13 protein-coding genes are annotated in these 19,844 nt (G+C 72.5%); 4 read left to right on the forward strand and 9 right to left on the reverse strand.

Going from position 1 to position 19,844, the window contains the following annotated elements:
- Nucleotides 1-56 precede the first annotated feature (56 nt).
- Both BJ971_RS25490 and BJ971_RS25495 read right to left on the reverse strand, forming a co-directional pair.
- On the reverse strand, nt 57-3,932 hold the full coding sequence (locus BJ971_RS25490; RefSeq protein WP_184995733.1) for an nSTAND1 domain-containing NTPase: 3,876 nt from the start codon (nt 3,930-3,932) through the stop codon (nt 57-59).
- Between the two features lie 110 nt (nt 3,933-4,042).
- Nucleotides 4,043-4,714 (reverse strand): copper resistance CopC family protein, encoded by a 672-nt coding sequence (locus BJ971_RS25495; protein ID WP_184995734.1) that lies wholly within the window; start codon nt 4,712-4,714, stop codon nt 4,043-4,045.
- Nucleotides 4,715-4,836: 122 nt separating this feature from the next.
- On the opposite strand from BJ971_RS25495, the gene BJ971_RS25500 reads away from it, so the two are divergent.
- Nucleotides 4,837-5,865: a LacI family DNA-binding transcriptional regulator gene (locus BJ971_RS25500; protein ID WP_184995735.1), complete on the forward strand. Its 1,029-nt coding sequence runs from the start codon at nt 4,837-4,839 to the stop codon at nt 5,863-5,865.
- A 184-nt stretch (nt 5,866-6,049) separates the two neighbouring features.
- Nucleotides 6,050-8,035, forward strand: coding sequence for an alpha-L-rhamnosidase-related protein (locus BJ971_RS25505; protein WP_184995736.1), 1,986 nt, complete (start codon nt 6,050-6,052; stop codon nt 8,033-8,035).
- Nucleotides 8,036-8,089: 54 nt separating this feature from the next.
- Here the strand turns inward: BJ971_RS25505 and BJ971_RS25510 are convergent, their stop codons facing one another.
- From BJ971_RS25510 to BJ971_RS25525, 4 genes are all read right to left on the reverse strand, one after another.
- On the reverse strand, nt 8,090-9,361 hold the full coding sequence (locus tag BJ971_RS25510; protein WP_184995737.1) for an extracellular solute-binding protein: 1,272 nt from the start codon (nt 9,359-9,361) through the stop codon (nt 8,090-8,092).
- Between the two features lie 30 nt (nt 9,362-9,391).
- A complete protein-coding gene (locus BJ971_RS25515) occupies nt 9,392-10,213 on the reverse strand; it encodes a carbohydrate ABC transporter permease (RefSeq protein ID WP_184995738.1) in 822 nt (273 codons plus the stop codon).
- On the reverse strand, nt 10,210-11,142 hold the full coding sequence (locus BJ971_RS25520; RefSeq protein WP_184995739.1) for a carbohydrate ABC transporter permease: 933 nt from the start codon (nt 11,140-11,142) through the stop codon (nt 10,210-10,212). Before BJ971_RS25520 ends, BJ971_RS25515 begins: the two co-directional genes overlap by 4 nt.
- Nucleotides 11,143-11,336: 194 nt before the next feature.
- Entirely contained in the window at nt 11,337-11,555 is a 219-nt protein-coding gene (locus BJ971_RS25525; RefSeq protein WP_184995740.1) for a hypothetical protein, read from the reverse strand.
- Between the two features lie 203 nt (nt 11,556-11,758).
- Here BJ971_RS25525 and BJ971_RS25530 point away from each other — a divergent pair, with 203 nt between their 5' ends.
- The gene (locus BJ971_RS25530) at nt 11,759-12,724 is read left to right on the forward strand and encodes an NAD-dependent epimerase/dehydratase family protein (RefSeq protein ID WP_184995741.1); all 966 of its coding nucleotides are present in this window, start codon (nt 11,759-11,761) and stop codon (nt 12,722-12,724) included.
- Here the strand turns inward: BJ971_RS25530 and BJ971_RS25535 are convergent.
- On the reverse strand, nt 12,698-14,743 hold the full coding sequence (locus BJ971_RS25535) for a hypothetical protein (protein WP_184995742.1): 2,046 nt from the start codon (nt 14,741-14,743) through the stop codon (nt 12,698-12,700). The genes BJ971_RS25530 and BJ971_RS25535 overlap by 27 nt on opposite strands.
- Nucleotides 14,744-14,760: 17 nt before the next feature.
- Complete coding sequence (locus tag BJ971_RS25540; protein WP_184995743.1) at nt 14,761-15,567, reverse strand: SDR family NAD(P)-dependent oxidoreductase; 807 nt, start codon at nt 15,565-15,567, stop codon at nt 14,761-14,763.
- Nucleotides 15,568-15,676: 109 nt separating this feature from the next.
- On the opposite strand from BJ971_RS25540, the gene BJ971_RS25545 reads away from it, so the two are divergent.
- Nucleotides 15,677-18,592, forward strand: coding sequence for a hypothetical protein (locus tag BJ971_RS25545; protein WP_184995744.1), 2,916 nt, complete (start codon nt 15,677-15,679; stop codon nt 18,590-18,592).
- Here BJ971_RS25545 and BJ971_RS25550 read toward each other — a convergent pair.
- Nucleotides 18,543-19,844, reverse strand: a complete 1,302-nt coding sequence (locus BJ971_RS25550) for a hypothetical protein (protein ID WP_184995745.1) — start codon at nt 19,842-19,844, stop codon at nt 18,543-18,545. The genes BJ971_RS25545 and BJ971_RS25550 overlap by 50 nt on opposite strands.

Here is a 19,844-nt window from a genome sequence, read left to right on the forward strand (position 1 = left end):
CCCGGTCCGGAAGGCGCGGCGAGGTTGTCCGGACAGGCCCGGACGAGGCCCGGCGGTCAGCCGGACAGCGCCGTACGGCACGGCGGCCGGTAGGCGATGCCGGGGAAATGGGCGTCCCACTCGGCGCGGGTGAGCGTGGGGTGCGCGAGCGCGCAGACCCGCGCGGCGACCCGGTCGGGGTCCAGGTCCCAGGTCCGGACCGTGCCGTCGGCGCTCGCGGTGGCCAGCCGGCGGCCGTCGGAGGTGAACGCCACGGCGCTCACGGTCGCCGTGTGGCCGGTCAGGGTGGCGAGCCGCGCCGGCCGGCCGGGGTCGGCGACGTCCCACAGCCGCACGGTGCGGTCGCCGCCGCTGCTGGCGAGCGTGCGGCCGTCCGGGCTGAACATGACCTCCTCGAGGAAGGCGGTGTGCCCGGTCAGCGTGGCCCGCGCCAGCGGGTGGTAGGGGTCGGTCACGTCCCAGAGCCGGATGGTGCCGTCGTTGGCGCCGGTCGCGAGGAGCCGGCCGGCCGGGCTGAACGCGGCGGTGTTCACCGCGTCGGCGTGCCCGGCGAGCGTCGACGCCGCGACCGGACGGCGCGGGTCGCTCAGGTCCCACAGCCGCGCGGTGTGGTCGATGCCGGCGGTCGCGAGGATGCGGTTGTCGGTGCTGAAGACGGCCATGTTCAGCGAGTTGGTGTGCCCGGTCGCCGTGAACGCGGACAGGGCGACCGGGCGGCGTGCGTCGCTGATGTCCCACAGCCGTGCGGCCCGGCTGCGCGCGCCGAGCACGGCCAGCAGCCGCCCGTCGTGGCCGCACACGGGCAGCGGCACGTCGCCGACCAGGCCGTGGTTCAGCCGCGACAGCTCCGTGACCTGCCGTGCGTCGCCCAGCTCGGACAGCCGTACCGCGGTCGCCGTCGCGGTGACGAGCAGCCGGGTGCCGCGGCAGATGGTCACCGATCCCGCCGCGGGCGCGTCGACCGGATCGGTCAGCCCGTCCCGGTCGTCGACCGTCCAGGCCCGTACCGCCGGGGTCCGGCCCGGTCCGAGCAGCAGCCGGCGGTCGTCCGGGCCGAACTGGAGGGGACGGACCGCGTCCGCCTGCCCGGTCGGCGCCGGGCCGGTCAGCTCCCACAGCCGTACGGTGTAGTCGTAGCTGCCGGTGGCCAGGCTCCGGCCGTCCGGGCTGAAGGCGACGGCGGCGATGGCGTTGGTCTCGCCGCGTTCGTCGGTGCGGCGGAGCAGGGTGGTGATCGCGACCGGCCTGCGGGGGTCCGTCACGTTCCACAGCCGCGCCGTCGCGTCGCCGCTGCCGGTGGCAAGGGTCCGGCCGTCCGGGCTGAACGCCACGGAGTACACCAGGCCGGTGTGGTCGGTGATGACGCTCGACGCGTGGCCGGTGCCGCCGGCGAGGCTCCACAGCCGCGCGGTGCGGTCGTAGCTCCCGGTGGCAAGCGTCCGGCCGTCCGGGCTGAACGCGATCATGCTCACCACGCCGGTGTGCCCGGTGAGCGTGACGGCGGCGCCAGGCCGCCGCGGATCGGTGACGTCCCAGAGCCGGACGTCGCGCTCGTCGCCGCCGGCCAGGGTCCGGCCGTCCGGGCTGAACGCCACGGAGAACATCGCCCGCTCGCCGGCGAGCTTGGCCAGCGGGCGGGGGTCCCGGCGGTCCGTGACGTCCCACAGCCGTACGGTGCGGTCGCCGCTCGCGGTGGCCAGCGTGCGGCCGTCGGGGCTGAACGCCGCCTGGTCGACCGCGCCGCCGTGACCGGTAAGTACGGCCGTGCGGGTGACCCGGCCCGGGTCGCGGACGTCCCACAGGCCGACCGTGTGGTCGGCGCTGGTGGTGACGAGGGTTGCACCGTCCGGGCTGAACGTCACCGACGCCACGTAGTCCGACGCCGCGTCGAGCACGGCCCGCGGCGCGGGGCGGTGCGGGTCGGTGACGTCCCACAGCCGTACGGTGCGGTCGCTGCTCGCGCTGGCGAGCAGCCGGCGGTCGGGGCTGAACTGCACGTCGTGCACGTACCCGGTGTGCCCGGTCAACCGGATGGAGTACGGCGCGGCGAACGAGCTGAGCAGCGCGCCCCGCGCCTCGGGCGTCCGGGCCAGCCGGTACGCGGCCAGACTCAGCTGGTTGGCCAGGGCCGGGTTGCCGCCCCGCAGCGGATCGACCTCCTCCGCGACCTGCCGGGACACGGCCTCGTCGCGCTGCCGGTCGGAGGCGCGCTGCGACCGGACCGCCAGCACGGTCATCGTCGTGGCGAGCAGGAAGAGCAGGGTGAGCCCGGCGACCAGCTGGCGCAGCCGCCGGGTCCGCCGCCGGGCGGTGTGCTGCTCGGCGTGCTCGCGGGCCACCGAGGCGGCCAGGAAGTCGCGGGCCACCGGGCTCAGCGCCGGCGCACCGGTGCGCCGCGCCCATTCCCGTGCCACCGCGAGCCGGGCGCCGCGGTACAGGGCCGTGTCGCAGCGCTGCTCACGCTGCCAGGTGGTGGCGGCCTCGACGAGGTGCCGGCGGGTGAGCATGCCGGCGCGGTCGGCCTCCAGCCAGCCGCGCAGCTCGGGCCAGGCGGTCAGCAGCGCCTCGTGGCTGAGCTGGACCCGGTCGGCGTCCACGGTGATCAGCCGCTGGGCGACGAAGCGGTCGAGCACCTCGGCCACCTCGTCGGCCGGGCCGTCGCACTCGATGACGAGTTCGGCCCGGTCGCGGCGGCGCCGGGTGTCCGGCGCGTCCGCGGTGACGTGTACGAGGCCGAGGAACACCTGCCGCGCGAGGTGGCGCCGGTCCTCGTCGAACTCGGCGTACACCGCGTCGGCGGTGGCCGCGACGGCGCGGTCGATCCCGCCGACCTCCCGGTAGTCGGCGACGGTGAGCCGGCGGTCGCGGCTGTGCTGCCACGTCGCGAGCAGCGCGTGGGACAGCAGCGGGAGCACGGCGGCGTCGTGCGACCGGGTGGGACCCTCGCTGAGCAGCAGCTCGACGAGGCCGTCGGTCACCTCGACGCCGGCCTTGCGCGCCGGTTCGGTGATCGCGCGGCGCAGGTCCGCGTCGGCCATCGGCGCGACCGTCAACTGGTTGGCGCGGACCGCGGCCACGAGTTCGGGATGCCGCAGCAGCGGGGCGTAGAAGTCGGCCCGCAGCCCGATCACGACCAGGGCCCGCCCCGGACCGGCGGCGGCGCACAGCGCGGTGACGAACGCCTGCCGCTGCGCGCGGTCCTCGCAGGTGGTGAACGCCTCCTCGAACTGGTCGACGACCAGCAGCAGGCGGTGGTGCGCGTACTCCGCCGCGCTCGCCGGGTGCTCGCGCAGGCCCGCCGCCACCTTTTCGTGCGGCACGCCGGCCGCGGCGGCAAGCTGGGCCGCGAGCTCGTCGAGGGGCGTGCGTCCGGGGGTGAACAGCCGCACCGACCAGCCGTCGCCGGACAGGCCGCCGCACCGCACCGCGTGGATCAGCCCGGCGCGCAGCAGCGACGACTTGCCCGAGCCGGACGCGCCGACGACGACCTGCATCCCGCCGCCCGCCGCGTACGCGGTGGAGAGACGGTCGATCAGCTCGGCGGTGAGTGCCTCGCGCCCGAAGAACCACTCCGCGTGCTCGGGTTCGAAGCTCGCCAGGCCCCGGTACGGCTCCGGGCCCTGCGGGCGGGGGCCCGGCGAGCACCGCAGGCGCTGCCAGGCCGCCACCCACTCGGCGGTCGCCGCGGGGTCGGTGACGCCGCACGCCCGCAGCACCTCGACGAGGAGCTCACGCGAGGACGCGGCGGGCAGGCCGCGGCCGGCGAACCAGTCGCCGATGGTGCTGTGGTTGCGGTAGCCGCCGGTCCGGGCCGCGACCTGGCGGACGCTCAGCCCCGCGACCTGGCGCAGCAGGGACAGCTCCCGGCCGAAGTCCTCCCGGTTCCCGATCCGCTCCGGACTCGCGGCGGCCGATGAACCCAGCACTGTCATTCAGAGTCTCCGCCCATCCCGATCGTCGACATATGTCGATGCCACGGGCGCGGACAGTACCGGTACGCCGCAACGGAATCCGTACGCGGGCGGCAACCGTGAGTTGCGCCTCAGGAACGGCGAGTCGTCGTCCGCCGTCCGGTCACCGCCAAGGCGACCGCCCCGGCGACCGCGACCACCAGCAGGATCGGCACCAGCCAGGGCCACGGACCCCTGTCGTCGGGTACCGGTGCGGCCGCGACGGTCCCGCTCGGCGCGGCCGCGACGATCCCGCTCGGCGCGGGTGCGGCGGCGAGCAGCTCCGCGGTCGGCCCGCCGGTCGGCGGGCTCCAGCCCGGCGGCGCGGCGGTCACCGCACCGCCGTACGTGAAGCGGACCTCCCCCGCGACCGGCTCGCCGTCGGAGGCGACGCTCTGATAGCGGACCACGTACGGCCCGCGCTCCGGCCAGTGCGCCACCGGCACCCGGGCCGGGAAGCCCGCGGTGAACTCCCGCGGCTGCCACGCTCCGTCGACCAGCTGGTACTCCTTGACCGGCCGGTCGAGGCGGAACGGCTCCGCGTGCGACCAGGGCTTGTCGACGCGGATCCCGCTCGGCGCGTACACGGCGAAGAAGGCGAACTGCGCGGGCTTCTCGGTGAACGCCAGCGACACCGCCTCGACCGGCGCGTCCACCGTCGCACCCTGCGCCGGGGTGGAGCTCACCAGCCCGCCGTGCGCGTACGCGGGCGGCGGCGCCACGACCGCGACGGCCAGGACGGTGGCGGCGGCGATGGCGGACATTCGTGCGACCGTGCGACCCATCGGACGACTCGACCATCGACGGTGACCGGAGTCAACACCCTTGTCCCGGATGATCAGTACGCTCGTCCCACCGGCCGTTACGACACCGCAGAGGAGTCCCGGTGGATAAGTCAGCGCCCCGGCGGATCACGATCGTCGACGTCGCCCGTCACGCACAGGTGTCCACCACCACGGTCTCCAAGGTCCTGCGCAACGCGTACGGCGCCAGCCCCGCCATGCGTGCCAAGGTGCGGCGGTCCATCGACGAGCTCGGGTACCGCCCATCGGCCGCCGCCCGGGGCCTGCGCGGCCAGACGTACACGATCGGCGTCATGCTCCCCGAGCTGCGCAACCTGTTCTTCGCCGACATCCTCGACGGGATCACCGCCCAGCTCGCCGGCACCGACTACCAGGTGCTGCTCGCACCCGGCTGCAACGGCGAGAAGGCCGAGGCCCGGGTCATCGAGGCCATGATCGACCGCAGTATGGACGGCCTGGTCCTCATCGCACCGGTCTCCGCCAAGTCGCGCCTCAACACGGTCGCCCGCGGCGTACCCACCGTCGTCGTCGGCCGGCACGGACCCTCCACCACCTACGACACGGTCACCGACGACGACGTCGCCGGCGCCGCGCTTGTCGTCGACCACCTCGCCGATCTCGGCCACCGCCGGATCGCGCACATCGAGCATCACGAGACCGATCCCGTACGCCTCAGGGAGATGCCCAACGCCCAGCGCGCCAACGGCTACCGGGAGGCGATGCGCGCCCGCGGGCTCGGCGACGAGATCGACGTCGCCTCGACCACCTACACCCAGCAGGGCGGCTACCTCGGCGCGAAGGCGCTGCTGGCCCGGCCGGTCCGGCCGACGGCCATCTTCGCGGGCGCGGACGTCGTCGCGCTCGGCGCGCTGGAGGCGCTCGCCGACGCCGGCCTGTCCGTGCCCGGCGACATCTCGGTGGCCGGCTACGACAACAGCGCCCTCGCGGCGTTCGGCCCGATCTCACTGACCAGCGTGGACCAGGACGGCCGCGAGATGGGCGCGAACGCCGCCCGCCTGCTGGTGGACCGCATCGCCGAACGCGACCGCCGGACCACACACGTGAAGCTGACGCCGACCCTGGTGGTCCGGCGCACCACGGCCGCGATCTGAGAAACGTTCCCCATCACTGGCACGGCCTGACGCTCGGAACCCTTGACCCGTTGCGACATCGATGCCTATCGTCTGCGAAACACGTGGGAAACGTTTCTCACGACCCTCTCCCCTTCACCTTCGCCCGGGAACCTTCCGCTCGCGGTGAATGAAACGTTACAACACGCCTCGAAGGAGAAGACCCATGCCTGACCGCCCCCGATCCCGGAGAGCCCTGGCCGGTGTCGTCGTCTGCCTGCTGGCCGTGACCGCGATGCCCGGCCGGGCCGCGGCCGCGCTGCCGACCTGGCCCGCCAACCCGAACTGGCAGGCCCTGGTGCCCGCGCCGGCCACCGACGGCGTGCGCGCCGCGAGCATCACCCGCACCAGCGGCAACGTCACGAACGCCGGCGGCCTCGCGGGCCAGGGCACCGGCGCCACCGTCCTCACGACCTCCGCCACGAACTCCCCCGCGACCGTCATCCTCGACTTCGGCAAGGAGGTCGGCGGCACGCCGTTCATCACCGTCTCCGCCGCGAGCGGCGCGGCCACCGTCCGGGTCGCCACCAGCGAGGCGCTGCCCTTCCTGACCGCCGGCAGCGGCGGGGTCTACAACAGCGACAACGGATCGGCGGTCACCTTCTCCGTCAACGGCGCGCGCACCTACACCGGCGCGCTCCGCGGCGGCTTCCGGTTCGCGGCGCTCCAGCTGACGACGGCCGGCAACGTGACCCTGACCGCCGCCGGCGTCAACTTCAAGGCCTACCGGGCCACCCCCGACCGGTACCAGGGCTGGTTCATCTCGAGCGACGACCAGCTCAACCGCATGTGGTACGCCGGCGCGTACACCGCACAGATGGACATGGTCCCCACCGGCGTCGCGTCCTGCTTCACCGTGCCGGTCATCTTCGACGGGGCCAAGCGCGACCGGGCCATCTGGTCCGGCGACCTCATGATCACCAACCCGGTCGCGCAGCTCTCCCTCGGCACCAACAGCGCGCCGTACGTCAAGGGCTCGATCACCAGCATCACCAACTTGCAGGCCTCGAACGGCCGGCTCACCAGCGCCGTCGGGTTCCGCGGCTGCGGCGCGTTCGACTACGCGGTGACGTACTCGGCCTACTCGGCGATCATCGCGGTCCAGTACTACCGCTACACCAACGACACGGCCTTCATCACCGGACTGCGGTCGAAACTGGAGGCCGCGACCGCCTATCACGCCACCCGGGTCAACGCGAACGGCCTGGTCGTGACGAACGACAACGACTACTGGCAGACCTCGCAGAGCGGCGAGGTCACCGAGTACAGCCTCGCCTACTACGAGCTGCTGCAGAACATGATCTGGATGGAGGGCAGGGTCGGCACCGCGGCCCGGGTGACCGAGTACACCAACAAGGCCAACGCGCTCAAGACCGCGATCAACGCCCGCCTGTTCAACGCCTCCGCCGGGCTCTACCAGCACACCAACAGCCGACCGAACGTCTTCCCGCTCGACGCCAACATGAACGCGGTCCGGCTCGGCGTCGCGCCAGCGGACCGGGTGAGCGGAATCCTGAGCTACTTCCGGGCGCGGTGGCAGGCGCACGGCAGCCAGATCTCGCAGCCCGCGCCGAGCATGGCCGACCCGTACGGCCACACGATCGAGCCGCTCAACAACACCTGGGAGGTCATGGCCCGCTTCGCCGGCAACGACACCGCGGGCGCGCTCGACCTCCTGCGCCGCCACTGGGGCATCCAGGTCGACCCGAGCAGCGGCTACTACACCGGCACCTTCTGGGAGTTCGTCAACGCCAACGGCCTGCCGTCGCGCGGCTTCGACAGCCTGGCACACGCCTGGGGAGCCGGCCCGACACAGCTGCTCACCGAGAACGTCCTCGGCGCCACCGCGGTCAACCCCGGCTACGCGGCCTGGCAGGTCAAACCGCAGGCGGGCACGCTGACGTGGGCGCAGGGCCAGGTACCGACGGCAGGCGGATCCCTGATCGTCAGATGGGCCCGCGACACCACGGGTCAGTTCCGCATCCAGGTCACCGCACCCACCGGAACCAGCGGACAGGTCTGGGTACCCCTGGCCTCGGCATCGGCGACCAGCACGGCCGTGACCTCCGGCGCGACGCTGCTACGCCGCGACGGCCTGTACGACGTCTACGCCGTCGGCGCCGGAACCTCCGAGTTCACTTCGGCACCGTGACCGGGTGAGGCGAAGCGGAGCAGCGTCCCACCGGGACGCTGCTCCGCGCGGTGGCTACTCGCCCTTCTGGTACTCGGTGTCCATGTCCTTGAGGACCTCGTCCCCTGTGGCCTGGTTGCTGAAGACCTCCTGGAGGCCGCTGAGCATGCTCTGCTGGACCTTAGCGTTGGGCCAGAGCTGGTCCATGAACGGGACCGTGCGGTTCCCCTCTACGAAGGTGGTCAGCTCCTTCAGGCCCGGGTCGACCGTGGTGCCGGCGCCGGGCAGCGTCGGCAGGCTGCCCTGCTTCTCGTTGAACAGCTTCATGCCGGCTGGCGACATCACGTACGTGACGAACTTGAGGGCGAGGTCCCTGTTCTTGGCCTTGGCGTTCACCCCGTATCCGGCGCCGGCGGCGGCGGGCATCAGGAAGGTGGCCGGGTCGTCGGTGGCCGGCAGCGCGGTCATGGTGAAGGTGCCGTTCGGGTTCTTCTGCTTGAGCAGGCTGATGATCCAGTTGCCCTGGACGATGCCGAGGGTCTTTCCGGTCGCGGCGAGGGTCTGGCTGGCCTCGTAGCTGGTGCCGAGGGGGTTCTTCTGGAAGCAGCCGGCCTTCTCCATCTCCTGGTATCTGGCCATGGCCTGGGTCCAGGCGGAGCCGGCGAACGTGGCCTGCCCGCTCGCCAGCTTGGTGTTGAAGTCGCGGTCCGGGCCGAAGACGACGGTGGCCGCGAGTGCGTAGAGGACGAGCTGGGTGACCCAGTTGTCCTGGATGCCGAGGGCGTACGCGGGGGTGCCCTTGCCCTTGGCGTCGCGGCAGAAGGCGAGCAGCTCGGTCCACGTCGTCGGCGCCTTGAGGCCGGATCTGGCAAGGGCTTCGTCGTTGTAGACCGCGCCGATGCCGTTGAGGCCGAACACCGCGTTGTAGGTCTTGCCCTCGTACTGCGCGACCGTCTTGAACGCCTCCGGCAGCTTCGCGGCCCACGGCTGGTCGGACAGGTCGAGCAGGTAGCCGGGCTTGGCCAGGACATAGGTGGCGCCGGGGTTGCCGTTGCCCGGCCACACCGTCATCACGTCCGGCGCGGTGCCGGACGCGAGCTGCGTACGGATCTGTGCCTGGTACTGGTCGGCGCCGCTCGTGGTGAAGTTGACCTTCACGCCGGGGTTGGCGGCCTCGAACGCCTTGATGACGTCCTCGATGGAGCCCTGGTCGACGGAGGCGAGGGTGAGGGTCTTGCCGTCGGCGCCGTCCGATCCGGACCTGGCGTTGGTGCCGCTGCTACAGGCCGCGGCGAGGGTGAGCGCCGTCAGGGCGGAGACGACGACCGCGAATCTGCGTGTTTTCATGATCACTCCCACGTTGGAGATCAATTTGGGTCATCCCTTCAGCCCCCCGGCAAAGCCGTTGATGATGCTGCGCTGCAACGCGAGGTAGACCACCAGCACCGGCACGATGCTGATCCGCAGGGCGGCGAAGATGAGGTTCCAGTCCGAGACGAACTGGCCGACGAAGCCGGCCACGGCGACCGGGACGGTCTGCTGGTCGCTGCCGCTGAGGTAGAGCAGCGGCGTGAAGAAGTCGTTCCAGACCGCGACGGCGTTGAGCACCAGGGCCGTCACCGTGACCGGCTTGAGCATGGGCAGCACGACGTAGCGGAACGTCGCGAGCGGCGAGCAGCCGTCGATCGCGGCGGCGTCCTCGAAGTCGCGGGGCAGGGCGCGCAGGAAACCGACGTACAAGAAGGTCGTGAACGGCACCTGTAGCCCGGAGTAGAAGAGCACGAGCGACCAGACCGAGCCGAGCAGGCCCAGGTCGCGGACGGTCTGGTACAGCGGCAGCGCGGCGAGCTGGAACGGCAGGATCAGGCCCAGCATGATCAGCAGGAACGTGCCGCGGGACCAGCGGGCGGTCGAGCGGGCCAGGGTGTACGCGGCGAGCGCCGAGACGGCCAGCACGATCAGGACGCTGACGGCGGTCACCAGCACGCTGTTGACGAGCGCGCCGCCGAGGCCGGCCTCGCGCCACGCCCCGGTGAAGTTGGCAAAGGTCGGCGAGGTGGTCGGGCGGATCGGCGAGGACGTGTCGGACGGGCTGCGGATCGCGAGGTTCACCAGCACGTACACCGGGAAGGCGAAGACGATGCCGACGGCGACCATGAGCATCTCGAGCGCGAACGTGCGAGCGGTGTAGCGGTTCATGAGGCCGCCCTCTCGTTGCGGGACAGGGCGGCGTACTGCCCGGCGGAGACGATCGCGATGATGATCGTCAGCACGACGGCCAGGGCGATGCTGTAGCCGAACTCGCCGAGCGTGAAGGCGTCCTTGTAGATCAGGGTCGAGATGGTGTCCGTCGCGTGGCCGGGGCCGCCGCCGGTGAGCGCGTACACCTGGTCGAAGAGCTTGATCCCGCCGATGATCGACAGCATCAGGTTGATGGTGATCGCCGGGGCGAGCAGCGGCCGGACGATCGACCAGAAGCGGCGCACCGCGCCGGTGCCGTCGATCGCGGCCGCCTCGTAGATCTCGCGGGGGATCGACTGGAGCCCGGCCAGGAAGATGACCATGGAGTAGCCGGCGAACTGCCAGACCACCACCAGAACGACCATCCACAGTGCCAGGTCCGGGTCGCCGAGCCAGTCCTGCTGCCAGGATTCCAGGCCGACCACGGCGAGCAGGCTGTTGACCGCGCCGTCCGGGCCGAGCAGGTTCCGCCACAGGTACGCGGTCACGATCGGGGTGACCACCACCGGGGCGAACAGCAGCACCCGCAGGATGTTCCGGCTCTTGATCGCGGAGTTGACGCCGAGTGCCAGCAGCAGCCCGATGCCGTTCTGGATCACCGTGATGGCGACCGCGATCAGCAGCGTGTGCCAGATGGCCTGCGACGCGGTGGCGTCGTCGAGCATGTCGGTGAAGTTGCGCAGGCCGATGAAGTCGAACTCGGGGTCGAGGCCGTCCCAGTCGGTGAAGGCGTAGTAGACGCCGCGGACGCTGGGCACCAGCACCACGAAGGCGAAGAACAGCAGGGCCGGCAGGGCGAACCACCACGGCGGCCCCCCGCGCCGCCGATAGGCCCGCGGCGCGGCGTCGGCCCGGCCGAATTGCCGGACTCTGAGATCAGCTGTCACGAGCGCGCCCAACCTCGCTGAATCGTTTCATAGAACGTGCCGAGAATCATGAGCAACGTTTCTCAAATGTTTCGCCGACCCTACGAGCCGATACGTGCAACGTCAATAGGTATCAACGGCGATACCTGGTGCTTGACCTGCGTAGGGAGAGGACCATGGTGGGCAACGTTTTCCAGTCAGGCGGCCGTGGCGCCTCAGGCGTGAAGGCCGATTCGGCGCAGCCAGGCTTCCACGGCCGGCTGGGCGTCGGCGACCCCGGCACGGGAGAAGTAGGCCGGCAGCACCCGGCTACCGGCCGGGGAACCGGTGCAGGCGCTGAGGATCGTCCCGGCCGCACCGAGCAGGGCGCCTCGCAGCACCGCTCGGCGCTGATGCCTGGTCGGCGGCGGCGGAACCGTCGCGGCGGTCGTCAACCAGGCGTCCAAGCCGAGCGCGGCGGTGCAGAGCGCGGTCGGAACCTGGAGCCTGACCGCACCGAAACCATGACCGTGGGCTACGGAGATATCTCGGTCGACCTGCACCGGCCCTGACCGGCGCGTGGCACCATCGACGGGCGACGATCAGCCTCGGCCGTGACCACGGCCCTCCCGCGGGGCCGGTCACGGCGAGGAGCGACATGCGCGTCACCATCACCGGCGCCGGTGGGTTCATCGGGCGCGCCCTGGCCCGGCGGCTGCGCGACCAGGGCCACGAGGTGGGCGGGGTGGACCTGCACGCCGACGCGGCGGCCGGCGTTGTCGCCGGCGACATCGGCGAGGACGGCGACTGGCAGGACCGGGTCGCCGGATCCGACCTGGTCATACACGCCGCGGCGGTGGTCTCCAACGCCGTCGGCCTGCGCGGGCAGTGGCGGATCAACGTCGCCGGCACCCGCAGGGTGATCGAGGCCGCCGCCCGCGGCGGGGCAACCCGGTTCGTGCACCTGTCCTCGGTCCGGGCCTTCTCCGACGTCCACTTCCCCGACGGCGTGACCGAGGAGCACGCGGTGCGCCCGGACGGCAACCCGTACGTCGACACCAAGATCGCCGGCGAGCAGGTGGTGCTGCAGGCGCACGCCGCCGGGCGGATCGCCGCCACGATCGTGCGGCCCGGCGACGTCTACGGACCCGGTTCGCGGCCGTGGACGGTGCTGCCGGTGCGACTGATCAGGAGGAACCTGTTCCTGCTGCCCGCCATGGGTAACGGAATCTTCAGCCCCGTCTACGTCGACGACCTCGTCGACGGGCTGCTGAGCGCGGCCGGGAACCCCGATGCCGCCGGCCAGGTGTTCACGCTCAGCGCGGGCGTCGGCGTGCCCTGCCGGGAGTTCTTCGGCCACTACTACCGCATGCTCGGCAAGCGCGGCCCGGTGTGCGCGCCCACCGGGATCGCCATGGCCGCTGCCTCGGCGGCGGCGACGGCCGCCGCGCTCGCCCGCGCGGAGACCGAGTTCAACACCACCTCGATGCGGTACTTCACCCGCACCGGCACCTACTCCATCGACAAGGCGCGCCGCCTGCTCGGCTACGAGCCCGCCGTCGACCTCGCCGACGGCATGGCCCGCACCGAGCGATGGCTACGGGAGCGGCGCCTGGTGCCCTGAGCGAGGTGACAGGCGCGCGATCGCGTCTTCGATGTGTTCCTTCAGCAGTTCGTCGGCCCAGACGATGTCGTCCGCGGTGCTGCCGACGCCGGAACGGTCGTCGCCGCGGAGTAGTTCTTCCAGGGCGGGGATGGTCTCGGCCGCCCGCAGTTCCAGAATGATCGCGAGGGCGAGTTGACCGCCGTAGTCGGTGATTCCGCGGCTCAGCACCGGGGCCAGCTCCACCGTCGGCGTGCCGAGCCGGGCGAGGGCCCGCGCGGCGGACAGCCTGCTCCAACGGTCGTCCAGGCGGTCGCGGAGGCGCGGCGCGAGGTGTGCGACCTCGGCCGGAACCCGGAGAGCGAGATCGGCGACGAGATCCGCGGCATGGCGCGCGGGTGAGTCTCCGGCGACGAGCACCGCTTCGACCGTCGGCAGCACTTCTTCCGGTCCGGCCACGGCCGCCGCCACCCGAGCCGCCAGGACCTGCTTGTCCCGCAGCGGATGGACCCGCTCGGCCGCACCGGTCAGGTGTACGGCCGCGATCGGCAGCAGGGGCGCCAAGGCCGCGCCGAGCTCCTCGATGTCCGGCATGGACATCCGCGGCGCCGGCGAGCCCCCGGACAGGATGGCGCGCAGGGCGTCGAGCACCACGGTGGTGTCACCGGTCAGCCGCCGCACCGCCAGGGCCGCCTCCAGGTCACCCTTCTCCGTTGCCCGAGTTCGCCAGTGCGGGACGGCGGCGTCATCGTCGCGGCCCAGCATCAGCAGCGTCTCGGCGATCGCAGGACCGGCGTGCGGCATCGCGGCGACCAGGTCCGGGACGAGGGCGTCGGCGTTCGCACCCCAGCGCCCGACCATCCGGGCCAGTACCTCGGCGTCCGCGGGGTGGGCAGCCAGCCGGCCCCGGATCGCCGCCGAGACCTCCGGGGTGAAGCGGACCGCGCCGGGCGTGAACCGGTGGCCGCCCGCGCCCGCGGCGCAGACCGGCTCGACCCAGCGCGGATCGCCGAGCCGCTGTAGCGTCTCGACCGCCCGGTACTCGACGGTGAATCCCCGTTCTCCGGCCGTGTCCGGGAAACGGCCGGCGACATCGGCCACCACGTCGGCGAAGCGCCCCGCCGCCGCACCCGCCTGACGCAGCACGTCCATCGCCGATCGGCGTACGCCCGGATCGGCGTCGTCGAGCGCCGGCGCCACCAGCGGCACGAACACGGCGGGCGCCGAGCGCCGGGCATCGCAGCGCGCTCCCAGCGCCCAGAGCCCGGAACTGCGGGTCCTCGGGATGCGGGAGCGCAGCATCTCCTGGACGACCTCGACCGCCACCGGGGTGACCGGCTCGACCACGATCTCCTCCGACCAAGATCCTCCGTGCGCCCAGGCCCAGGTGAGGGCCGCGCCGTCGTCGATCGCGGCCACCAGGGCGGGGATCGTGCCCGCCGGCCAGTCCAGGCCGGCCCGGAGCAAGGCCACCGCGGCGGCGACCCTGACCTTCGGGTCGTCGCGCAGGGCGGCGTCACCCAGCACCGTCTGCGCGCCGACGGGGTCCACCTCGCCCAGCGCGAGCGCGAGCGCCGCCCGCGCCGCCGTGTCGTCCTCCATCGCCCACCGCCGCCACAACGGTTCGGCGGCGACGCCCGCCTGCGCCGTGGCATATGCCGCGGCCTCGCGGACCCGGGGATCGACGTCGTCGAGCAGGGCCCGCAGGGACTCCACCTGGTCGGCGACCGCCGCCCGCACCTGGGGGAAGTCGTCGCCGTAGGCATGCCGATCGTCGGCGAGCATGCCCAGCGTCCAGACGAACTCGTCCCGGCGGTTCGCGGCCACCGAGGCGAGTTCGGCGAGAAACGGCACCGCCGCCACCGTCGCGGGGTAGACCGTTCCCTGGTGGAAGATGCTGCCGTGCAGGTCGGACCGGGCCTCCGACGCCGCTTCGCTGTCGCCGGAGCCTGCCTGCCGGAGCAGCCCCGGCGTATCCGCCGCGCTGCCGTACGCATGCGACAGGTCAGCCCAGGCAATCGCGTCAAGACCGGCAAGCACGCCGCGCAGCTTAGGGCCTAGTAGTGGATGGGGCCGATCGCGCCGCCGCCGACCGCCACGGCGTCGCCGGTGATGGCGACGCTGCGGGGTGAGGCCAGGAACGTCACCACGTCGGCGACCTCCTCGGCGGTCACCGCGCGACCGATCGCGGTGTTCGCGGCCTGGCGGCGCTCGGCCTCCTCGACGGTGACGCCCCACGCCTGCGCGGCGGCCGCGTTCAGCTGCGGGGTCCGCTCGGTGACGGTGATGCCGGGGTGCACGACCGTGACGTTGATGCCGTGCCGGCCGAGCTCGTCGGCGAGGTTCTTGGTCAGCGCGACCACGCCGATGTTGCGGGCGGTCGCGACGAAGTTGCCGCTGTTGCGGGCGGCCAGGCCGGAGATGTTGATGATCCGCCCCCAGCCCTGGGTGATCATGTCGGGCACGACGGCGCGAACGGTACGCAGATATCCCAGGACCTTGACGTTCACCGCGTCGGTGAACTGCTGGTCGGTGGTCTGCGACGGGCCGGCCGGGCCGCCCTGGAGGCCGCCGGGAACGGCCGCGTTGTTGACCAGGATGTCGATGCCGCCGAGCCGGTCGCGCGCCTCCCGCACAGCCGCGCGGACGGATTCGTCGTCGCCGGTGTCGGCCCGCACGGTGACTATCCGTCCGGGATGTCCCGATGTGCCGAGCTCGGCCGCGGCCTTGGCCAGCCGTTCGGCGTCCCGCGCGGCGATGGCCACGTGTGCGCCCTCGGCGAGCAGCGCCCGCGCGATCCGTAGCCCGATACCGCGGCTGCCCCCGGTCACCAGGGCCCGCTTGCCGGTGAGTTGAAGATCCATGCGGAAGACTATATTGCCTATAGGCTAAGTAGGCTACTGGTCCGGGCGGCCCCGTCAATCCGACGGAAGATCCGTAGCGCGGGCGGCCGCGGACCGCTAGAACGTACGCATGCGCCGCATCATGATCATTTTCGTGCTGCTCTCGCTCGGTGCCGGCATGGCATTCGGGCTGAGCGGCGCCCTGCGGCTGTCATGGACCCCGGCCGACGTGATGACCGAGCCGTCGGCAATGGCCCCGCCACTGACCGTGACCCCATCGCCGATCGGCGCGGTCACGGTCAACCGCCACACGCACCGGCTGGACGTCGCGGCCCGGGCGGTCACCGACGCCGCCAAGGGCCAGGACGCCCGGGGCGTACTCAAGGTGACCGTCGGCGAGAACGCCGCCGACGAGAGCTACCGGCTCGACCTCACCGCCGCCGGCCTCACGCTGACCGCGGCGGGTGAGGCGGGCGGCGCGGCCGGCCTCTACGCGCTGGCCGACAAGATCCGGTCCGGGGAGCCGCTCACCGCCGGGCCCGTGACGCCGAGGCTGGGCCTGCGCCTGACCGACGCGGGCTCGGTCGGCCGCGACTCCGCGGCGGCCGGCTGGAGCAAGGGAACGGACTACTCGCTCAACTCCGACATCGTCACCGGCGCGCTGCTGCAACAGGCGCCGTGGGTCGACCGGGCCGCGGCCGACCGGGTGGCCGCCGAGTTCCGGCAGTTCATCGACCACTCGGCGGCGCAGGGCTACAACGGCGTCGTCGTGCCGGGCTTCCTGGAGTACGTGACGTTCGCGCGGGTCGGCGACGGCCACGCCGTCTACCCCGCCGGCGACCCGCACGTCGCCCGCGCGCAGGCGATGGTCCGGGAGTTCGCGCCCGTCTTCCGGTACGCGGCCGACATGGGCATGCGCGTCTACTTCATGACCGACATGCTGGCGCTGTCCGGCCCCCTCGACGCCTACCTCAAGACGCAGCGGGATCCCTGGGCGGTGTACCAGTCGGGCCTGCGCGAGCTTTTCGCGAGCATGCCGTTCGCGTCCGGGCTGATGGTCCGCATCGGCGAGGGCGGCTCGGCCTACCGCGCGCCCGGCTGGGACTACTTCTCGCGCATCGCCGTCACCACGCCGGACCAGGTGCAGGCGATGCTCAAGGCGTTCCTCGCCGTGGCCGGCGAGGGCGACCGCGACGTCATCTTCCGCACCTGGACGGTCGGCGTCGGCGCGGTCGGTGACCTGCACACCAACCCCGAGTCGTACGAGGAGGTGCTCGGGAAGCTACAGGACCCGCACCTGATCGTCTCGACGAAGTTCACGCTCGGCGACTTCTACAGCCACCTGCCGCTCAACACGACGCTCACCGTCGGCGAGCACCGGCGGATCGTCGAGTTCCAGGGCCGGCGCGAGTTCGAGGGCTTCGGTTCGCTGCCCAACGACCTGACGGCCCTGCACGCCTCGGCGCTGCGGCGGCTGCTGGCCGGTAACGGGCACATCGAGGGCGTCTGGCTGTGGACACAGGAGGGCGGCCCGCTGCGCGCCGGCCCGATGACCCTCTACCTGCGTACGGGATTCTGGCAGCTCTACGACCTGAACGCGTACGCGATGGGCCGGCTCGCCCGCGAGCCGGACGCCGACCCCGGTGAGATCACCGCGGACTGGGTGCGCCAGACGTTCTCGTCCGATCCCGCGACGGTGGCCGCGATCTTCCGGATGTTCGCGAGCTCGCGCGAGGCCGTGACCAAGGGGCTCTACCTGACCCCGTACGCGGACAACTCCGTGAAGGCGCTCGGCCTCGAGCCGCCGCCGATGATGTGGATCTTCGAGTGGGACATCGTCACGGGCGACTCCGCCGTGCTCGACAGCATCTACGCGACCGGCCGCGGCCACGTGGACGAGACGATCGCCGAGGGCGAGCGGGCCGTCGCCGTCGCCGAGCGGCAGCGCGCGGACGTGGCCGCCACCGACCCGGCGACCTGGCGCGACCCCGCCCTGCGGGCGAAGCTGCTCGACTCGCTCGAATACCAGCGCGACCTGTACGACACGCTCGGCGCCTACCGTGCGATGTTCCTGCGGCGGGCGCAGTGGCTCGACACCGGCTCGGCGCGGGCGCGCGAGCAATGGCGGGCCGCCGAACGCGCCTACCGGGAGGCGCGCGACCTTCACGTACGTGCACACGGCGGCGACCTTGACCTGCCCGCCTACAACTTCACGGCGGCGGACCTGGGCAGCGAGCGGTTCGACCGCGATCCGGCGATGGCGGTCCTGGCGCGGATCCTGCTCGGCCTGCTGCTCGCCTCGATCCTCGTGCCGTGGCGGCCGGTGCGGAACCTGTGGCGTGCGGCGATCATGCCGTGGCGGGCGCCGGAGAGCCCGACCCGCGCGGCGAGATGGGTGGCGATCCTGCTTCCCGCCGCGGCCCTGCTGCTCAGCCGCGAGATCCATACCTGGTTCGCCGCCCCGGCGCACCTGCTCGCGACGCTGGGCTCCTGGGCCGTCTTCGCGCTGGTGGCCCGCCTGCTCGTGCGGGGCCGCGACCCGTACGCCCTCTGGACGGTCATCGGCGGCGTCGCCCTGCTCCGGACCGTGCTGCTGCTCGCGGTCCTTGCCGTCCGCGGGCCCGGCTACTACTGGTTCCAGTTCTGGACGAACCCGGCCGCGCGGACGGCGTACGTGATCATCGCTTTCGGGTCCTTCGCCTGGCTCTTCGTCGCGACCGGTTCGGTGCTGCGGGCGCGGTACGGCCGGTCATCGCGCCGGGCGGCCGGCGGCGTCCTGCTCGCCGCCGGCGCGCCCGTGCTCGCGCTCGGTGTCCTGATCTGGTCGCTCGGCCTGGAGCGCTCGCTGAGCGCCTGGAACGACCAGATGGCGCTGCTGCCCTGGGGCCTGCACCGGATCCTGGGCATTGTGACGTTCCTGGGTATCCCGCCCGCGCTGCCCGTCTGGATCGCCGTGACCGGCGCCGTGCTGACGGTCGCGGGCGCCGGCCTCTCCGTCAGCCGACGTCGGCCAGCGGTACCGCGAACACGGCCCGCCGATCGATGAGCTCGCCCTCGGCGTAGGCGTGCTCGGTCACGCTCCACAGCTTGCCGGCGGTGATCCCGGCGCCGTGCTCGTGGTAGAGGTCCTCGCCGCCGATGGCCCAGCTGTTCGTCACCATCGCCGCGCCGGGCGGCCCGGAGTACATGAAGCTGTGCTTGAACAGGGAGCTGCGCCCGGCGAGGTAGCGACCCTTCCAGGTCTGCGCGCCCTGCACGTTGCTCTTCGGCAGGGTCACCGCGTCGAGGGGCACCGCCTTGCCGGAGGCGAGCACGAGCCGGCGGGTGTCGGACACCACCGGGTAGCGCACGACACGGCCTCCGTCGATCGCGGCGTCCGCGCTGCGGCCGTCGCGGTACTCGCCGACGACCAGGGTGTCCGGGGTGGTGCTGCGGTCCAGGGCGAGCGAGGAGAAGCACAGCCCGTCCGGCTGCGGCACGCACGTCCCCGAGGGCGGCGGCGTGGCCTGCCGGTACGAGGCCACCTGCGGCACCACGTACTGGTACGTGTAGGCGTAGTAGGCGCCGCCCTGCCGGCCGATGACGTCCTCGCCCGTGTCGACCTCGAGGATGCGCTCCATGTCGAACACCCGGAGCCCGTAGCGGGTGTCGGCCACGTACAGGTAGTGCCCCAGCCAGGCGAGGCCGCCCGCGTGGATCGGCACGGCGGTGAAGTTCGGCGTCGCCGTCCGGGTCGGCTCGACGAGCAGCACGTGCCGGTACCGGCCGGTGACCCGGTCCACAAGGGATATCCGTACGCCCTTGTCCGCCGAGGTGCCGGCGACGGCCTTGTCGTAGTGCCAGCTCACCGCGATGAGCCGCTTCTCGCCCCAGAGCCCGTCGTCGTCCGTGTCGGACGACCCGGTGATGCCCTGCGGCACCCAGTACGCGACCTTGCTGTCGCCGGGGTCCCAGCAGAACGACTCGCTGCTGGTCAGGATCTGGTCGGCGGGGAGCGGGTAGTCGGTCCGGGCGTAGTGCTCGGGCAGCGCGCCGCGCTGTGCGGCGTTGCACGGCGCCGTGGACCGGTTCGCCGCGTCCAGGACGGCCGTCACCGACCGGCGGGTGCCGAGCCCGGCCTGCAGATCCTCCGCATAGGACTCCAGGCCCCAGTCGGGCGTGAGGGTGAACGCCGCGGCGGAGCGGCCGTGAATCAGGTCGTCCGCCGCCGCGGCAGCGGTGGGACGCGCCACCGCGGCGATTGAGGTCGCGGTCAGCACCGCGGCGAGCGCGGCGGTCCACCGTCTACGTCTGGTCAT

Source organism: Amorphoplanes digitatis (assembly GCF_014205335.1).
Taxonomy (GTDB): domain Bacteria; phylum Actinomycetota; class Actinomycetes; order Mycobacteriales; family Micromonosporaceae; genus Actinoplanes; species Actinoplanes digitatus.